Here is a 16,588-nt window from a genome sequence, read left to right on the forward strand (position 1 = left end):
ACCTCCGCAACCGATGGGCCCGCGACTGCCCAAAACGAGCGGAAGCGGGCCCTCCCCTGCACGCAGGCAGAATGCTTCCCGACACCCCCAACAAAAACGGGCCGCCTCCCGCAGGGGAGCGACCCGCTAAACGCCACCGCTCCGCCGCGGCGCATTTCTCGACTGTTCCTGACGTGTACCCAAACAGCGTGACGATGTCAAGAACTATTTTGCCTATTTGGTTAGTTTTTCGCTATTGATTGCTTGAACGGCGTTCCATTGGGTGCTGTTGACGTCCGCCCCATGTATCAGCGACCGATGAGTCTACTATTATGTCGCCGCAATCTCACTGCGACGGATGCAGCGCGTTTAGATCGCTAGCCTTCATTGTCCTGAAGAATGCTTGAATGCTTTCCGGCCCCTCTACAGATCCGATGATCTGATCCGCGTGGAGTCCGCAGATCTGTAAGTAGAAGTTTCGGATATTAGTTCGCGGCCACGTCTCTAGATCATCTGCCTGTTCGGGACGAAGCATGGTGCCCAAGGCTTGCTTGACGATTTGAGTATCGAAATTGACTTCTATGTGAGCGTGGGCCGCAGCATTGCGAATAAATCGAATGGTGTGAAGGCCGTTGGCTCGCTCCTTGATGATTAGCCCTGTTGCCAACGCGAAATCGATGCGCCTCGAGAAAGAGCCAAGAGGGCCGTCTGGACCGAAGATCGCCTCCCGAGTTTCGCTGTTTGAGTATCTCGTCAAGCGTTCTAGCACGGTGCGCAGCGCATCTTCGATTAGAGTGGCGGCCAATATCATAACGCCGCGATCGCTTTCGGATTTTAGACGCGCGATATGATCTTCAATTTCAACCGCCTTCACCCGCACTTTGCTCAGGCTCTTGAGTTCTGTGAGGATTGAAGCACGGCCCATCCGCTGACCAGTTTTAGGATTGAGTGCCATCGTTGACCTTCCGCAACTCCAATGAGGATCGAGCAACGTCAGGCGGACGCCGAAAACGCGCCAATGGCTGCGGAGAAATCTCAACCACGGCCCTGCCTCGTTTCGCTATGTGGCCAGATGCCAAATCACCTGTTTCGTTGGACTCCGCGTGTCGTGTTATGCCCCACCGCCAGACAGGAGTCGCGCCGTGCTCAATCTCCGCATCGCAGCCGTAGCTGTCAGTTTGCTTACCCTCCCAACTGTGACGTCTGCCCAACCCGCCACCCAAACCATCACCGTCTCCAGCTTCAGCTTTGCGCCCAAGCCGGTTCACCTCACGGCCGGTCAGCCGGTCACGCTGACCTTCGTCAACAGCTCGGGGAGCAGCCACGACTTCACGGCGAAGACCTTCTTCGGCGCCTCGCGCATCACCGCCGGCGCGGCGCCGGGCGGGGAGATCGAATTGCGGGGGCATGAGACGAAGACGATCACGCTCGTTCCCGCCCGCGGCACCTACACCGCCCACTGCAGCCACTTCTTCCACACCCAGATGGGCATGACCAATCAGATCATCGTCGACTGAGCGCGGATTAGGCGACCGCCGCGGACCCTAGCCTTTGGCCTTCCGACAGGATGCTCCCGACGCGCCGGGCCAGTCCGGTGAACGTCTGCACGATGACTTCGTCGTTCACCTTCCGCGGCTCCGGGTCGATGGCGCATAGCGTCCCGAAGAAACTTCCGTCGTCCAAGTAAACGGGGAACGAGCAGTAGCTCTTGAACCCATAGATGACCGGGACCGGGTGGCGCGACCATTTGATGTCCGTGCTCGCGTCGTCGAACACCACGCCCTCGCCGCTGTCGCGGATCTCGTCGCAGATCGTCTCGCACACCTTCAGTTCCTCGCCCGGATTGAGGCCGAACTCGATGCCGTCCAGAACCTGGCATGCGATCCAACGGTCTTCCGTCACCCTCGCGACTGCAGCGAAGCCCATGCCGGTCAATTCGCAGACTTCGCTAAGGATCGCCCGCAGGCGGGCGTCGTCGCCCTGCGCTACGGCCTCGGTCGCTATTTCGTCCATGGAGCAACATTAGACGAGCCCGCCGGATTTACCAGCGGGCCCGCCTCGATCGGAACTGCAACGGCTTGCTTAGACCAGATGCTCCGAATGGCCGTAGACCAGGATAGTCATGTAGCCATCGCGGGAGCCGGCGCTCGACTTCGCGCCGCCGACGCTCGCTTCGAACTTTTCGGCGGCGGCCTCGTCGCATCCATATTGCGGCGTGACCGCGCCGGACGTGGCGACGATCTTGCAATGCTTGACTGCGCCGCGCGCGTCGATCGCCAGCGCCATCACCTGGCCCCCTAGCAAGGTCTCACCGGGCTCGAGGGTCTGGGTCTGCGGCGTCACGCCGGGCGTGAAGCGCCGCTCGAACGTGATCCGCGAATATTGATCCTTCGCGCTCTGCTGGCCGCCGGACACGCTGGCGCCCAGCATCTTGGCGTTGGCGCCGCCCTCGGTCGAGCAATCCTGGCCGGCAGCTTCGCGGCTCGTTTGATACATGCAGCTATGCGTGGTCCCGTCGTCGCTGACGGTGACAGTGACGCGCTCCCACCAGCTGTTCGCGGGGTTTAGGGCGGCGGGAGACTGGGCGCCCATCGTCTGGGCGGATGTGGTGGCCAAAGCCAAAGCAGCAATCGCGCGGAACACGTTTCACTCCTTCGCACCCGCCGCTCCAACGGCCCGATCGCCGCTGCCACCTGAAGGCCCAAACGGGCGGTCGCGAATTTATATCCGTCGGTTCGTCGCAAGGCGCCCGCGCCGTCTGACACGTCCCATTCCGGACCATGCGTATCCCCGCGAAGGCGGGGACCCAGCCCCTGTCAAAACCCCGTCAAAAACGCCCGCAATCGCTGGGCGCCGGCCGACCGGCAAAGCGGTCCGCGACCCAGCTGAGCGTCTGCCCCGCACTATCCTTGCCGCTCGTGACATGGCCGCCGCTGCCGTTGAGCGTGATCCACGCCAGCCGTTGACGGCTGCGGCACAGCGCCTGCGCATAGGTCCGCGTTACTTGCGGCGCGACCAGTTGGTCGCCGCTGTTCTGCGCAATCAGCAACGGCACGCCGAAGCCGCCCGTCTGCGGACTATTGGCGACCGCATAGCCCGCCCATGGCGGGGTCGACGCCAGGTCGACGTCGCGCAGGTTGCGCTGCAACGTCGCGATGCCCAGCAAAGTCATCACGTTCGGCTTGCTGTCGACCGAAATGCATTTGTTCGCGAGGTTGTTGATGATGCCGCGGGACAGCGGCCGGACGAAGGTCAACGGAATCCCGTAATGCTGCGACCAGCTCGCGGCGATCAGCGCCGTGAAGAAGGTCCGCGCGCCGGCATTCGGCGCCTGCCGCAAATTGGCCGGCAGGTTGGTTGGCGGCGCGGCGGCGGCCGCGCCGACCAGCTGCAGTTCGGGCGCGTATGTCGGCTGAACCTGCGCCGTCCACAACGCCGCGTGCCCGCCCTGGCTTTCGCCCCAAACGGCGAACCGCCGTCCGGCACTCGCGCCATTGACCGATTGCGCCGCCCGCACCGCGTCCAGCACCGCGCGGCCCGTTGCGATCCCGACCAGGAACGGGTGCATCCCGCCGCCCCCGCCCAGGCCGATGTAATCGGGCGCGACGACCGTCATGCCCTGTTGCAGCGCGCCAAGGCCTGGGGTCTGGACCCAGAAGTTCGGGCTGGCCGAGGGAGAACAGGCTTGCTGGATGCCCCATGTCCCGTGCGTCCACGCCAGCACGGGCCGCGGCCGCGCGGACGGCGTCGCCGGCGCGACCACCATGCCGGTCGCCTGAAAAGGCTGGTTATTCTCGTCGGTGGTCCAGTAGCGAATGCGCCAGGCGTTGCTGCCCGCCACCTGGCTCGCCACCGGGTCCGCCGCGATCAGCTGGCCCGCGCGCTGCGCCTGCGCGCTGCTCCCGAACAGAACGATACCGAAAAGTGCCCCGATGATGCGTCGCATGCCTTTGCCCCTGCTGCCGATGCACAGGGCATACCGCAGACAACAGCCGTAAGCGACTGAACTTTCGGGCATGTTTCTTGATCGAGTTCGCTGCCGGGCAGACCCAGCGGCAGAGTGCAGCGCCGATGGCGTGCCGGGTGAGGCCTTCGTCTCGCTAGGCCCAAACGAAATGGGGGCCGGCATTGCTGCCAGCCCCCAATGCGCCGAGCGAAGGATCTGCCGGTATTCGATCTACCTTGGTCCCGCCCTCACGAATGAGTTTGTAACCCCGCTTCTCGATCCTGGCTCACCAGCTCAGGCGTCGCATTCCATCTTGCAGCTCCCTCTAGGAGGAGCCCGTCCGATCTGCCGTCCAGCTCGCCCGAAGGCTCCCTGGTCGTCTGATCTAACCAGCCTGCTGTGACCGAAGTCCCAGCGAAAACCGCCCGATGTTCCGCGGCCCTTCTTGGGAAAATCTCTCTCGCGTCCCGCTTTGCTCACCTCGGTTCCGAAGAACCGCGGGAGCCGCGTCGCGCGACAGGAAGATTTTCTCTTCCGGCGCCTCCTACCAGCTGGCCTCAATCGAAATCCGAAGAATTCGATCACTGCCTGCCGGCGGAGATCGGATCTTAGGCCCTGCCGCTGTCGCCTACCCTTGCGGGTTCTTGTCAGAGGCCGGAACCGCCGTCCCGATCACCTGATGACAATGCACCTCGCCTCCGAGTCGGGGAAGCGGAATCTTCAACGCGCGGCCTGTGGATAATGTGGATATTGGTAACAACCGTTCGCAGCGCTTCGCCGATACTGACGAGTTGCCGTTTCGTTCCCTTATCCCTACTTCGGCCAAGTGCCTGAATCCTCTGCATTGAATACCGAGCCTGCCTATTTGCAGGGGCTCAACGAACCGCAGCGCGACGCCGTCCTCACCACCGAGGGACCGGTACTTGTGCTCGCCGGCGCAGGAACTGGCAAAACCTCAGCACTGACCGCCCGCCTCGCCCATCTGATCGCGACTCGGAAGGCGTGGCCAAGCCAGATTCTCGCCGTCACCTTCACCAACAAGGCCGCGCGCGAGATGAAGGAGCGGATCAGCCGGATCAGCGGCGGCGCAATCGAGGGCATGCCCTGGCTAGGCACCTTTCACTCGGTTGCCGCGCGCATGCTCCGCAGCCATGCCGAGCTCGTCGGCCTGCAGTCGAACTTCACGATCCTCGACACCGACGATCAGCTCCGCGTCCTCAAGCAGCTCATCCAGGCCGCGAACATCGATGAAAAGCGCTGGCCGGCCCGTCAGCTCGCTGGCCTGATCGACCGATGGAAGAACCGCGGCTGGACTCCTGCGCAGGTCGATGCCGGCGAGTCCGAAGGCTTCGCCGCCGGCCGCGGCGCCGAGCTCTACGGCCAGTATCAGGATCGCCTGCGCGCGTTGAACGCCTGCGACTTCGGCGACCTTCTGCTGCACATGCTCGTCATCTTCCGCACGCAGCCCGACGTGCTGGAACGCTACCGCGAGCGCTTTCTCTACATCCTCGTCGACGAATATCAGGATACCAACCAGGGCCAGTACGAATGGCTCAGGCTCCTCGCCGAACCGCGCCGCAACCTGTGCTGCGTCGGTGACGACGACCAGTCCATTTATTCCTGGCGCGGCGCCGAAGTCGCCAACATCCTTCGCTTCGAAAAGGATTTCGCGGGCGCCAAGGTCATCCGGCTCGAGCAAAACTACCGCTCGACCAGCCACATCCTCGGCGCCGCCGACGGCTTGATCGCCAATAATGCCGGCCGTCTCGGAAAGACCTTATGGACCGACGCCGGGGACGGCGAGAAGGTGCGCGTCATCGGCGTATGGGACGGCCCCGAAGAAGCGCGCCGCGTTGGCGAGGAAGCGGAATCGCACATGCGCTCGGGCGGATCGCTCGATGACATCGCCATCCTCGTCCGCGCGCAGTTTCAGACCCGCGAATTTGAAGAGCGCTTCATCGCGATCGGCCTGTCCTATCAGATCATCGGCGGTTTCCGCTTCTACGAGCGGGCCGAGATCCGCGACGCCATCGCTTACCTGCGGCTCATCGCGCAGCCAGCCGACGACCTCGCCTTCGAACGCATCGTCAACCAGCCTAAGCGGGGCCTCGGCGACAAGGCGGTCGCGACGATCCACCGCCACGCCCGCGCCGCCCAGCAGCCGCTGCTCCTCGCCTCCGCTGCACTGCTGGATAGCGATGAACTGACGCCACAAGCCCGCCGGTCGCTCGGCAACTTCGTCGCCGACATCGCACGCTGGCGAAAGATGGCCGGCGAGCTTCCGCATGCGGAGCTGGCCCGCATCCTGCTCGACGAGAGCGGCTATACCGCGATGCTCCAGGCCGACCGCTCGGCGGAAAGCAGCGGTCGCCTCGAAAACCTCGCCGAGCTCACGCGCGCGATGGAAGAATATGAATCGCTCGGCGCGTTCCTGGAACACGTCAGCCTCGTCATGGAAAATGATGAATCCCGCCAGGGCGACCGCGTCACCATCATGACGATCCACGCCGCCAAGGGCCTGGAGTTCGACATCGCCTACCTCGCCGGCTGGGAAGAAGGCGTGTTCCCGTCGCAGCGCTCGCTCGATGAAGGGGGCCTTGCCAGCCTCGAGGAGGAGCGCCGCCTGGCTTACGTCGCGATCACCCGCGCCCGCCGCCGCGCGACGATTTTCCACGCCGCCAATCGTCGCATCTACGGTCAATGGACAAGCAGCATCCCCTCCCGCTTCATCGCCGAATTGCCAAAAGTGCATATTGATGAAGAGACCACGATGACCGGCGGCGAGAGCTTGTGGCGGGCTCAATGGTCGGAACGCGCCGACCCCTTCGCCCATCTCGGCCCGGCCCAATCGATGCGCGCTTCTACCCGAGGACCCGGTTGGCAACGCGCCTCGCGAGGCAATTTCAACGCCGAGCCGCAGCGGGTGATTGAAGCGCGGGCATCCGCCGTATCGCTCGGTAACCAGGGCCGTACGGATTTGACGCTCGGCCAGCGCGTCTTTCACGGGAAATTCGGCTACGGGATCATCGCGGCAATCGAAGGCAACAAGCTCGAAATCGACTTCGAGCATGCCGGTCGCAAGAAGGTGCTCGACAGCTTCGTCACCGCCGCCTGAGGGCCCTCTCTCCCTCTTAAAACGACAGAAACGCGGAACCCGAATCGGGCCCGGTGCATTTTTGCGTCAAAAGTCAACAAATAAATTCAGGTGTGAAATGAAGCGTATAGCCCTTGCGCTCGCGTTTGCGAGCTCGTGCACTCTTGGCTTGGCAGCCTCCCCCGCCCTCGCCCTTGAGACCCCCGAAGCCCAGTTGGAAGCCGCCGACGCAGCCAGCCAGGCCCGCTTGGATATGATGGAAGCGTTCGGCCCCAACTTCCTCAAGCCGGGTCAATATGTCTGGCGTGACGTGCCGGCATCCGCCGGTGCCGAACGGGTCGTGGTCAGCCTCGCCGATCAAATGGCGTATCTCTACCGTGGCGACACGATCGTTGCTGCCTCGACCATTTCCAGCGGTAAGGCCGGAAAGGACACGCCGACGGGCATTTTCTCGGTCCTCGACAAACGTCCGATGTACCGCTCGAAGAAGTACGACAACGCGCCAATGCCTTGGATGCAGCGCATCGATCAGTACGGCATCGCGCTTCACGCCGGGTACAATCCCGGACAGCCCGCCAGCCACGGCTGTGTGCGCTTGCCCAGCGCTTTCGCCAAGAAGCTGTATTCCGTCACCGACCTCGGCACTCCGATCTACATCGGCGCCTAATTGTTCTTCGGCGGGACAGCTTCACATACGGCACAACGGCCGGTTGAACCTCGTCCCGCCAAGAGCGTTGTGGACTTCAGGTGGGCTCGCAAGAGCCTGAAAAAGAAGCGAGTTTAGACGTGAAAAACCGGATGCTGGCCGGCGCCGCTTTTGCGGTGCTGACGGCTTTCGCCATGCCGGCGAATGCCGCAAATTCTCCCGAACTCCCCGATGCGACCTTCCGCGCTCCAGCGGACAATGAGGTCAATGCATTCTATGCGTCGCGCGGCGGCAAATCGTTGTGGTCGCCGACGGCCGCTTCCGCGCTGATTTCGACGCTAGAGCGCGCACCGCTCGACGGTCTCTCGACCGGCCCGGCCCTCGCGGCCCAGGCACGTGCGTTGATGGCTCGGGCTAATGCGGGGGACGGGGCTGCCCGCAACGATGCGGACCGCCTGCTATCATCTGCTTGGGTCCAGTACGTTCAGGCGCTGCGCACGCCGCCCGCCGGCATGACGTACGCCGACCAGTGGGTCGCGCCGCGCATGCTGTCGGCCGGGACGATCCTGGCCCAAGCGGCTGCAGCTCCGTCACTCGCAACGCACGTCGCGCAAGTTGCAGCGGTGAACCCTCTCTACGCACGCATCCGCGACGCGGCCTGGTCAGCCGCGCAAGCCAATGGCGGCGCGATCGATCCCCGCGCGCTGGCGAGCCTCGACCGAGTGCGAGATGACCCCCCGCAAGGCCGCTACATCATGGTCGATACCGCGGGCGCGCAGCTCTACATGATTGACAACGGTCAGATCGTTGACTCAATGAAGGTCATCGTCGGGAAGGCCGATCCCTCCACCCAGACGCCGATGATCGCCAGCACGATCTATTACGCGACGTTAAATCCGTATTGGCACGTGTCGGGCGAGATCCTGCGTTCGACGATTGCGCCGAACGTACTTTCCATGGGTACGGGCTATCTCAAGGCTCGTGGCTACCAGGTGATGGCTGCAGACGACAGCGACACGCAGCTCGATCCGGCCAAGGTCAACTGGCGCGCCGTAGCTGCGGGTACGGAGACGGTTCGCGTCCGCCAGTTGCCTGGACCGGCCAATTCCATGGGCAAGATGAAGATCCCCTTCCCCAACGGCTCGGATCTCTATCTCCATGATACTCCGAACAAGAACCTGTTCGCATCGGACGATCGGAGCCTTAGCCACGGGTGCATTCGACTCGAGGATGCCCAGCGTCTCGGTCGCTGGCTGATGGGCCGTGATCCGCAGACCGCGTCAAGCACGCCCGAGCAAAACGTGCTCCTGCCCGCCCCCGTCCCCATCTACCTGACCTATCTGACGGCCCAGGTGAAGGGCAATCAGCTAAGCTTCATTGACGACGTCTACGGACGCGACCGGCAGATTGCCGCGCTGCGTTAATTCGCGCTGCCGCCGTTCGCGGCGGCACTTGGATCGACCGAGGGACGAGTGGCGTCGTACTGGCGCCACTCGCTCACTTGGGCCCGCTGCTCCTCACTAAGGCCGGACTCCCACTGTGCCTGCGCTTCTCCCGACGTCATGCCGAGGTCAGTTCTCTGACCCTGCTCGATTTGGGTCGCAAGCTGCTGCAACAGCGGTTTGGCGGTAAGGTTCAGCATCCAGTCTGGCGCATAAGCCAGCCGCGCCTTGCTGGTTCCGGCGAGCACCGGTCGCAGTACCGCACGGTCGGCGTCAAGCTTCGCCACGACGAGCGTATCCTTGCCGTCGTTCTGCGGTACGAACGTGAAGTCCGCCGCCGCGCCCGGCTTGCCGTCAAAATAAAGCCTCACGAGCAAATGCTTGTCGGCATCGCGCTCAACCTTGATCTCGTAGGGCACCGGCGTTCCTCCATCGAAGAACGTCGTTCCGCTCGACCGGATGTTGCCGATAGCCTGAGAGACGCCGTCATACGTCGCGCTGGGACTCTTGTGCACGAGTTGCTCGGCATCGGCACCATAAATGCTGCCGGTAAGATATCCGGCGCCCACCAGGGCCGGGCCAACGATGAACTTCAACATGGCGGGCGCGATACGCCCGCTGGGCTAAGAAGCGATTAAGGCTACCGGAGTTCGGCCGACGGTCGGATCACCGCGCAAGCGATCTTCGCACCGCTGTTTCCTGCAGGCTGGCTGACATAATCGTCGGGGCCAGCATGTATCATGATCGACGAGCCGTCGGCATCAAGCAATTGGCCCATGGTCGCCTTGGGAAGAACAACCGTTTCCTGCAGGACCCCATTCGCCGCGACCGTCACGTTGGGCATGTCGCCGTCGTGCGGGCCCTTGGGATTATTCATCCCATGCTCACGGCCACTTGGGTTCCAGTGCGTGCCCGCAGTCGAAAAATCCGGGGGATCGCACCGGCCAATCGGGTGGACGTGGATGCCATGCACACCATGTGGAAGCCCGCGCGCGTCAATCCGAAAGCTGACACCGCCCGCAGTCTGCCACGCGCGAACAGTGCCGATTGTCTGGCCACTGGCGCCAATCAGCGGCATCGCAGCGCCGCCCCGCGGTTCATTGTAGGCACAGGCACTCATTAGCAACGGAATGACGATAGCTAGTTTGCGCATCTGCTTCCTCCTTCGAAACCGATGCCGCGCCATCAGGACGCGGGCGGATTGCCTTCGACTTTCACCAACAACGCGTCCACCTGCACTTGGGCTCCGGCCGTCGCATTGAGCTCAGTCACTGCCCCGTCGAATGGAGCGATCAGGCCATGCTCCATCTTCATTGCCTCCAGCGTTAGCAAGCGTTGCCCTTTGACAACTTTGTCGCCGATCGAAACGTCGACCGACGTCACCTTGCCCGGCATTGGCGCGACGATCTCTCCATCGTGAATGCCGCGCGAGGCTCCGTCGCCGAAGCGGGGCGGCGTGAACAGAAGCGGCTGCGCGTCGCGGAAGACCAAGGCGCCGTCGTCGAACGGCAGGCTGAACCCTGAAGCATCTGTGCACTGCTCCAGATCGAGTGTCCGCCGCTCCCCCTTGTGCTGCAGGGTGATGTGCGAATTGTCTTCCCGGTTGATCCGAAAGCCCATGTTCTGCGTCCATGGTCCGGCCATCGGCGCTTCGGACTGGGCGTAGAAGGGCGCAAAGCTCTGCAGCGCGGCGAGCTTCCAGTCGGCGTCCTCCGCTTCGGGCGCGGCAGAAAGCGCGTCGCCGCGATCCGCGATCAGGGAGGTGGTCACGTCGCCGCTCTGGAAATCCGCGTCTTGCAGGCAGGCGAGCAGGAAAGCTGCGTTCGTCTTCACCGGCCAGATGCGTAGCCCGTACAGGGACGCAGCGAGGTTCATCATCGCTTCGCCGCGGTCTTCCCCGGTCGCGACCAGCTTTGCGATCATCGGGTCGTAATAGGGACTGATCGCGTCCCCCTCCTCCACGCCGGTCTCGACCCGCACGACCTCGTCCGGAAATTCGGCCACATCCAGCTTGCCGGTGCTGGGCAGGAATCCCGTCGCGGGATCCTCGGCATACAGCCGCGCTTCCATCGCCCAGCCGTTGATTGAAAGCTCAGCCTGCGACAGCGGAAGCGGCTCGCCCGACGCGACGCGAAGCTGCCACTCGACCAGGTCCTGCCCGGTAATCTCCTCGGTGACGGGATGTTCGACCTGAAGCCGAGTGTTCATTTCCATGAACCAGATGCGGTCGGCGCGGAGACCCTCGGACGCGTCGGCAATGAACTCGATCGTCCCGGCGCCCTCGTAGTTCACGGCCTTGGCCGCGCGCACCGCGGCGCCGCACACAGCCTCCCGGGTCTCTTCGTCCATCCCGGGCGCGGGCGCTTCCTCGATCACCTTCTGGTGACGGCGCTGGAGGGAGCAGTCGCGTTCGAACAGGTGAACCACATTGCCAAAGCTGTCGCCGAACACCTGCACCTCGATATGCCGCGGCGACAGGATGTATTTCTCGATCAGCACGCGGTCGTCGCCGAAGCTCGACGCGGCCTCTCGCTTGGCGCTGTCCAGTGCGTCGTCAAATCCAGCGGCATCGTCGACGCGGCGCATGCCCTTCCCGCCGCCGCCGGCCACCGCCTTAATGAGCACTGGATAACCCACCTTTCCGGCCTCGGACTTGAGGTGAGCCGGATTCTGGTTCTCACCCAGGTAGCCCGGCGTCACCGGCACGCCGGCATCCGCCATGAGTTTCTTGGCGGCGTCCTTCAGGCCCATGGCGCGAATGCTGTCCGGCTTGGGCCCGACCCAGATAAGACCGGCATCGATCACCGCCTGCGCGAAGTCCGCATTCTCGCTGAGAAAGCCGTACCCAGGATGGATGGCCTCGGCGCCGGACTCCTTCGCCACAGCGATGATTTTCTCGCCGACCAAGTAACTTTCGCGCGCGGCCGGAGGCCCGATACGTACCGCCTCATCCGCTTCCCGGACATGCAGCGCGTTGGCGTCGGCGTCCGAATAAACGGCGACTGTCCGCACGCCCATTTCGCGCGCCGTGCGAATGATCCGGCAGGCAATTTCACCCCGGTTCGCGATGAGAAGCGAACCGATCATTTGCCACAACCGGTGGTCCGCGAGGAGAAGGTCACATTCATGATCTTCCACTCGCCGTTCTGACGGATCAGATCGAAATGGTCGGTGCCGCAAGTTTCGAGCTTGCCGCCGACTTCGACCGTAAAGGGCGCCCAGACCATCGCGATGTTGCCGTCGATCTCGATCGCCGGATCGGTGATGCGCTCCTTGAAACCTTCTCCCGGTTTCAGCCGCGCTGCGAATTCGGTGAAGCTCTGCAGCCTGACACGATCGCTTCCGTCCGGGACTTTCCCCACGGCGGTGACCCGACCTTCGGGAACCACATAGCGCAGCATTGCGGCACTGTCGCCCGTTTCGAAGGCGGCAAACGCGGCATTGATTGGCGCGAGCACCGCCTGCTGGTCGACCGTTGGCGGTGGGAGCGCTTGAGCGGGCGGGAGCTTCGTCGACGGCGATTGAGCGGCAAGAGCAAGTAAAATCGTAAACATTGTTACATCCTGAAAACGCCGAACCGCGGCCGCTCGGGGATCGGCGCATTCAGCGTTGCGGCAAAGGCGAGGCCAAGTACACCGCGGGTCTGGGCCGGGTCGATGATGCCATCGTCCCACAGCCGCGCCGTCGCGTGCCATGGATTGCCCTGCGCTTCGTAATCGTCGCGGATGGGCTGTTTGAAAGCTTCCGCCTCTTCGGGCGTCCATTTGTCGGCATCGCGGTGCACGGTCGCCAGCACGCTCGCCGCCTGCTCGCCGCCCATGACGCTGATGCGGCTGTTCGGCCAGGTGAACAGGAAGCGCGGCGAATAAGCGCGGCCGCTCATCCCGTAATTGCCGGCGCCGAAGCTGCCGCCGATCAGCACGGTGATTTTGGGCACGTTTGCAGTGGCGACAGCGGTGACCAGCTTCGCGCCATGCTTGGCGATGCCCTCGGCTTCATATTTTCCGCCGACCATGAAGCCGCTGATGTTCTGCAGGAACAGCAACGGGATGCGGCGCTGGCAGGCGAGTTCGATGAAGTGCGCGCCCTTCACCGCGCTTTCGCTGAACAGCACGCCGTTGTTGGCGAGGATCGCGACCGGCATGCCCCAAATGTGCGCGAAGCCGCAGACGAGGCTGGTGCCGTACTGCGCCTTGAACTCGTGGAATTCCGATCCGTCGACGATCCGCGCGATGATCTCGTGCACGTCGTACGGCGCGCGAACGTCCTCCGGGATGATGCCGTACAATTCTTCGCCGTCGAACCGCGGCGGCTTGGGTTCGCGCATCTCTATGTCGCCGATGCTGCTCGGCGGCAGCGTCGCAACGATGTCGCGGACGATGCTCAGCGCATGCTCGTCATTCTCGGCAAGGTGGTCAACGACACCGCTCTTCTTGGCATGCAGGTCGCCGCCGCCGAGGTCCTCGGCGCTGATCTCCTCGCCCGTCGCCGCCTTCACCAGCGGCGGCCCGGCAAGAAAAATCGTGCCCTGGTTGCGGACAATCACGCTCTCGTCGCTCATCGCCGGAACGTAGGCGCCACCCGCCGTGCAGCTTCCCATGACGCAGGCGATCTGCGGAATGCCCTTCGAAGACATCTGCGCCTGGTTGAAGAAGATGCGGCCGAAGTGGTCGCGGTCGGGGAACACCTCCGCCTGATGCGGCAGGTTCGCGCCGCCGCTGTCGACCAGATAGACGCACGGCAGACGGCTCTGCTCGGCGATCTCCTGCGCGCGGAGATGCTTCTTGACCGTCATCGGATAGTAAGTGCCGCCTTTGACCGTGGCGTCGTTGCAGACGATCATCACCTGCCGCCCGCTGACGCGCCCGATGCCCGCGATCATTCCCGCGCCCGGCACCTCGCCTTCGTACATGTCGCACGCCGCGAGCTGCCCGATCTCGAGGAACGGAGAGCCCGGATCGAGCAGATGCTCGACGCGATCGCGCGGCAAAAGCTTGCCCCGCGCGACGTGGCGCTCGCGGCTCTTCTCGCTTCCGCCAAGCGCTGCCTGCGCAACGTCCGCGCGCAGCTTCCCCGCCAGCGCCCGATTATGCGCCGCGCGATTGCGGAACTCGTCGCTGCCGGTGTCAATCTTGCTGTCGATACGCGGTGCGCTCATGCCGCTATTGGGTCCGTTCATCGAAAAGCCGTGCGGCTGGCCTAGCCGCTGCTTGCGCCCTTGCAAAGCAGCCGCTTGAGGGAACAGCAATCACGCTCTTGAAAGGGTTTCGCATGACCAAGCCGCTCCTGCTCATCGTTGCATCCGCGCTCGCACTAAGTGCCTGCCACGTGCAGTCGGGGGGCAATGCCGCGACTGAGCAGAAGGCACCGGGTTCGGAGATCGGGCTTGAACTCGGCTGGATGGACAAGACCGCCGTGCCGGGCGACGACTGGTACAAATATGCCAACGGCAATTGGAAGACGGAGATTCCAGCCGACCGGTCACGCATTGGCGGTTTCTGGCTGGCCGACCAGATCCGCGAGAAGAACACCAAGGAGCTGTTCGACAACATTCTGAAGGCGAAGCCGACCAGCGGAAACGATGCACTGATCGCCAATTACTACAACGCCTACCTGAACACCGACGCCATCGACAAAGCTGGCCTAGCGCCCGCAAAGGCCGATCTCGACGCCATCGCGCGCATTGCCGACAAGAAGCAGTTGAGCGCGGCCATCGGCAGCAACATTCGCGCCGACACCGACCCGCTCAACGCGACTAATTACAAGACAGAAAACCTGTTCGGCATCTTCGTCAGCCAAGGTCTCGCGACGCCCGGTGAAACGCTGCCTTACCTGATGCAGGGCGGCATCGGCCTGCCTGACGCGCAATATTATCTCTCCGCCGATCCGAAGATGACGGACACGCGCACGAAGTATCGTGCCTACATCGCGACCATTCTGAAGGCCGCCAACTACGCCGACGCCGACGCGGCAGCGGGCCGGATCATGGATCTCGAGACCAAGATCGCGAAGGCGCACGAGCCGCGCGAGCAGAGCGAGGACTTCGCCAACGGCGCGCAGGTCTGGACCCGACAGCAGCTGGAGCAGAAGGCCCCCGGCCTTGACTGGGCGGCACTGCTCGACGCCGCGCAGCTCGGCAGCGTCCAGAAGTTCGACGCCTATCACTTTGCTTCGATCCCGAAGCTCGCCGCGCTGGTGGGGTCGGAGCCGTTGCAGAACTGGAAGGATTGGCTGGCCTTCCACCAGCTCAACCAGCAGGCGCAGGTGCTGCCGAAGCCCTTCCGCGACGCGAATTTCGCCTTCTTCGGCACCACGCTCGCCGGAACGCCGCAGCAACGGCCGCGGGACCTCCTCGCGCTCAACGAGACGAGCAACAAGCTGCAGGATGCGGTCGGCAAGGCCTATGTCGACAAATATTTCCCGGCCTCGTCGAAGGCCGAAATCCAGAAGATGGTCGACAACATCAAGGCTGCTTTCGCAAAGCGCGTTGAGGCCATCGACTGGATGGCGCCGTCGACCAAGGCAGAGGCGCTGAAAAAGGTGAAGAATATCGTGGTTGGCGTCGGCTATCCCGACACCTGGCGCGACTACGCCGGGCTGCAGCTGTCCGCCGACAACGCTTACGCCAATCAGAAGAACGCGCAGCTGGCGACGTATAAGAGTCAGATCGCGAAGATCGGCAAGCCGATGGACCGCGCCGAATGGTGGATGCCGCCGCAGCTGGTCAACGCGGTCAACCTGCCAGTCCAGAACGCGCTGAACTTCCCCGCCGCGATCCTGGTCAAGCCGTTCTTCGACCCGGCCGCCGATGCCGCCTTCAACTATGGTGCAATCGGCAGCGTCATCGGGCACGAGATCAGCCACAGCTTCGACAATGGCGGCGCCTTGTTCGACTCTACCGGCGCGCTCCGCAATTGGTGGACGCCGGCCGACCTGAAGAAGTTCACCGCCGCCGGCGACGCGCTCGCGCAGCAATTCGACCAGTATGAAGCGCTGCCCGGGCTACACGTGAACGGCAAGCTGACGCTCAGCGAGAACATCGCCGATGTCGCCGGACTTGGCGCGTCCTACGACGCCTATCGCGCATCGCTTGGCGGTAAAGAATTGCCGGCAAAGGACGGGCTGACCGGCGACCAGCGCTTCTTCCTGGCTTACGGTCAGGTGTGGGCGACGAAGTCGCGGCCGGAAACGCTGCGCCAGATCGTTCTCACCAATGGCCACGCGCCGGAGCAATTTCGTGCGCTGACCGTGCGCAACCTGGATGCGTGGTATCCGGCGTTCCAAGTGAAGCCGGGGCAGAAACTCTATCTCGCGCCCGACAAGCGCGTGAAAATCTGGGGCTAGGCTGGCTGGGTCGCCACGACAAAGCGGAGTCACGGGATTTGCTCCCGTGACGTCGTCGGCACCATCCGTTAAGAAAGAGGAATGCCCAGGCCAGACCTTTCCGGCAGGCCACGACGACGGTGGTACTTATTCAAACG

14 protein-coding genes are annotated in these 16,588 nt (G+C 63.5%); 5 read left to right on the forward strand and 9 right to left on the reverse strand.

The window, feature by feature from the left end:
* Positions 1 to 325: 325 nt before the first annotated feature.
* The gene (locus tag QU596_RS04780; RefSeq protein ID WP_308517491.1) at positions 326 to 934 is read right to left on the reverse strand and encodes a DUF4145 domain-containing protein; all 609 of its coding nucleotides are present in this window, start codon (positions 932 to 934) and stop codon (positions 326 to 328) included.
* Positions 935 to 1,175: 241 nt separating this feature from the next.
* On the opposite strand from QU596_RS04780, the gene QU596_RS04785 reads away from it, so the two are divergent.
* A complete protein-coding gene (locus tag QU596_RS04785; RefSeq protein ID WP_420030943.1) occupies positions 1,176 to 1,496 on the forward strand; it encodes a cupredoxin domain-containing protein in 321 nt (106 codons plus the stop codon).
* Between the two features lie 7 nt (positions 1,497 to 1,503).
* Here the strand turns inward: QU596_RS04785 and QU596_RS04790 are convergent, their stop codons facing one another.
* From QU596_RS04790 to QU596_RS04800, 3 genes are all read right to left on the reverse strand, one after another.
* Complete coding sequence (locus QU596_RS04790; protein WP_308517493.1) at positions 1,504 to 1,992, reverse strand: GAF domain-containing protein; 489 nt, start codon at positions 1,990 to 1,992, stop codon at positions 1,504 to 1,506.
* Positions 1,993 to 2,061: 69 nt separating this feature from the next.
* The gene (locus QU596_RS04795) at positions 2,062 to 2,622 is read right to left on the reverse strand and encodes a hypothetical protein (protein ID WP_308517494.1); all 561 of its coding nucleotides are present in this window, start codon (positions 2,620 to 2,622) and stop codon (positions 2,062 to 2,064) included.
* 184 nt (positions 2,623 to 2,806) lie between these two features.
* The gene (locus QU596_RS04800; RefSeq protein WP_308517495.1) at positions 2,807 to 3,925 is read right to left on the reverse strand and encodes a lipase family protein; all 1,119 of its coding nucleotides are present in this window, start codon (positions 3,923 to 3,925) and stop codon (positions 2,807 to 2,809) included.
* Positions 3,926 to 4,751: 826 nt separating this feature from the next.
* On the opposite strand from QU596_RS04800, the gene QU596_RS04805 reads away from it, so the two are divergent.
* From QU596_RS04805 to QU596_RS04815, 3 genes are all read left to right on the forward strand, one after another.
* The gene (locus QU596_RS04805) at positions 4,752 to 7,040 is read left to right on the forward strand and encodes an ATP-dependent helicase (RefSeq protein WP_308517496.1); all 2,289 of its coding nucleotides are present in this window, start codon (positions 4,752 to 4,754) and stop codon (positions 7,038 to 7,040) included.
* 148 nt (positions 7,041 to 7,188) lie between these two features.
* Positions 7,189 to 7,686, forward strand: coding sequence for a L,D-transpeptidase family protein (locus QU596_RS04810; RefSeq protein ID WP_308517497.1), 498 nt, complete (start codon positions 7,189 to 7,191; stop codon positions 7,684 to 7,686).
* A gap of 119 nt (positions 7,687 to 7,805) precedes the next feature.
* Positions 7,806 to 9,089 (forward strand): L,D-transpeptidase family protein, encoded by a 1,284-nt coding sequence (locus QU596_RS04815; protein WP_308517498.1) that lies wholly within the window; start codon positions 7,806 to 7,808, stop codon positions 9,087 to 9,089.
* On the opposite strand, the gene QU596_RS04820 is transcribed toward QU596_RS04815, so the two are convergent.
* From QU596_RS04820 to QU596_RS04840, 5 genes are read right to left on the reverse strand one after another with little or no spacing between them, the layout of a single operon-like run.
* Positions 9,086 to 9,706 (reverse strand): hypothetical protein, encoded by a 621-nt coding sequence (locus QU596_RS04820; RefSeq protein WP_308517499.1) that lies wholly within the window; start codon positions 9,704 to 9,706, stop codon positions 9,086 to 9,088. The genes QU596_RS04815 and QU596_RS04820 overlap by 4 nt on opposite strands.
* Before the next feature lie 41 nt (positions 9,707 to 9,747).
* Positions 9,748 to 10,260, reverse strand: coding sequence for a superoxide dismutase family protein (locus QU596_RS04825; RefSeq protein WP_308517500.1), 513 nt, complete (start codon positions 10,258 to 10,260; stop codon positions 9,748 to 9,750).
* 32 nt (positions 10,261 to 10,292) lie between these two features.
* Positions 10,293 to 12,194: an acetyl/propionyl/methylcrotonyl-CoA carboxylase subunit alpha gene (locus QU596_RS04830; RefSeq protein WP_308517501.1), complete on the reverse strand. Its 1,902-nt coding sequence runs from the start codon at positions 12,192 to 12,194 to the stop codon at positions 10,293 to 10,295.
* On the reverse strand, positions 12,191 to 12,661 hold the full coding sequence (locus tag QU596_RS04835; protein WP_308517502.1) for a nuclear transport factor 2 family protein: 471 nt from the start codon (positions 12,659 to 12,661) through the stop codon (positions 12,191 to 12,193). The genes QU596_RS04830 and QU596_RS04835 overlap by 4 nt, the downstream gene beginning before the upstream one ends.
* Positions 12,662 to 12,663: 2 nt before the next feature.
* Positions 12,664 to 14,265, reverse strand: coding sequence for a carboxyl transferase domain-containing protein (locus QU596_RS04840; protein WP_308517503.1), 1,602 nt, complete (start codon positions 14,263 to 14,265; stop codon positions 12,664 to 12,666).
* 113 nt (positions 14,266 to 14,378) lie between these two features.
* Here QU596_RS04840 and QU596_RS04845 point away from each other — a divergent pair, with 113 nt between their 5' ends.
* Complete coding sequence (locus QU596_RS04845; protein ID WP_308517504.1) at positions 14,379 to 16,451, forward strand: M13 family metallopeptidase; 2,073 nt, start codon at positions 14,379 to 14,381, stop codon at positions 16,449 to 16,451.
* The last annotated feature ends 137 nt before the right edge of the window (positions 16,452 to 16,588 follow it).

It is taken from the genome of Sphingomonas flavescens (genome assembly GCF_030866745.1).
GTDB classification, from domain to species: domain Bacteria; phylum Pseudomonadota; class Alphaproteobacteria; order Sphingomonadales; family Sphingomonadaceae; genus Sphingomicrobium; species Sphingomicrobium flavescens.

Bases quoted from the DNA above. Each gene is read 5' to 3' on its own strand.
- QU596_RS04820 (WP_308517499.1), bottom strand. From the start codon at position 9,706: ATGTTGAAGTTCATCGTTGGCCCGGCCCTGGTGGGCGCCGGATATCTT.
- QU596_RS04830 (WP_308517501.1), bottom strand. From the start codon at position 12,194: ATGATCGGTTCGCTTCTCATCGCGAACCGGGGTGAAATTGCCTGCCGG.
- QU596_RS04790 (WP_308517493.1), bottom strand. From the start codon at position 1,992: ATGGACGAAATAGCGACCGAGGCCGTAGCGCAGGGCGACGACGCCCGC.
- QU596_RS04845 (WP_308517504.1), top strand. From the start codon at position 14,379: ATGACCAAGCCGCTCCTGCTCATCGTTGCATCCGCGCTCGCACTAAGT.
- QU596_RS04825 (WP_308517500.1), bottom strand. From the start codon at position 10,260: ATGCGCAAACTAGCTATCGTCATTCCGTTGCTAATGAGTGCCTGTGCC.
- QU596_RS04800 (WP_308517495.1), bottom strand. From the start codon at position 3,925: ATGCGACGCATCATCGGGGCACTTTTCGGTATCGTTCTGTTCGGGAGC.
- QU596_RS04840 (WP_308517503.1), bottom strand. From the start codon at position 14,265: ATGAGCGCACCGCGTATCGACAGCAAGATTGACACCGGCAGCGACGAG.
- QU596_RS04780 (WP_308517491.1), bottom strand. From the start codon at position 934: ATGGCACTCAATCCTAAAACTGGTCAGCGGATGGGCCGTGCTTCAATC.
- QU596_RS04835 (WP_308517502.1), bottom strand. From the start codon at position 12,661: ATGTTTACGATTTTACTTGCTCTTGCCGCTCAATCGCCGTCGACGAAG.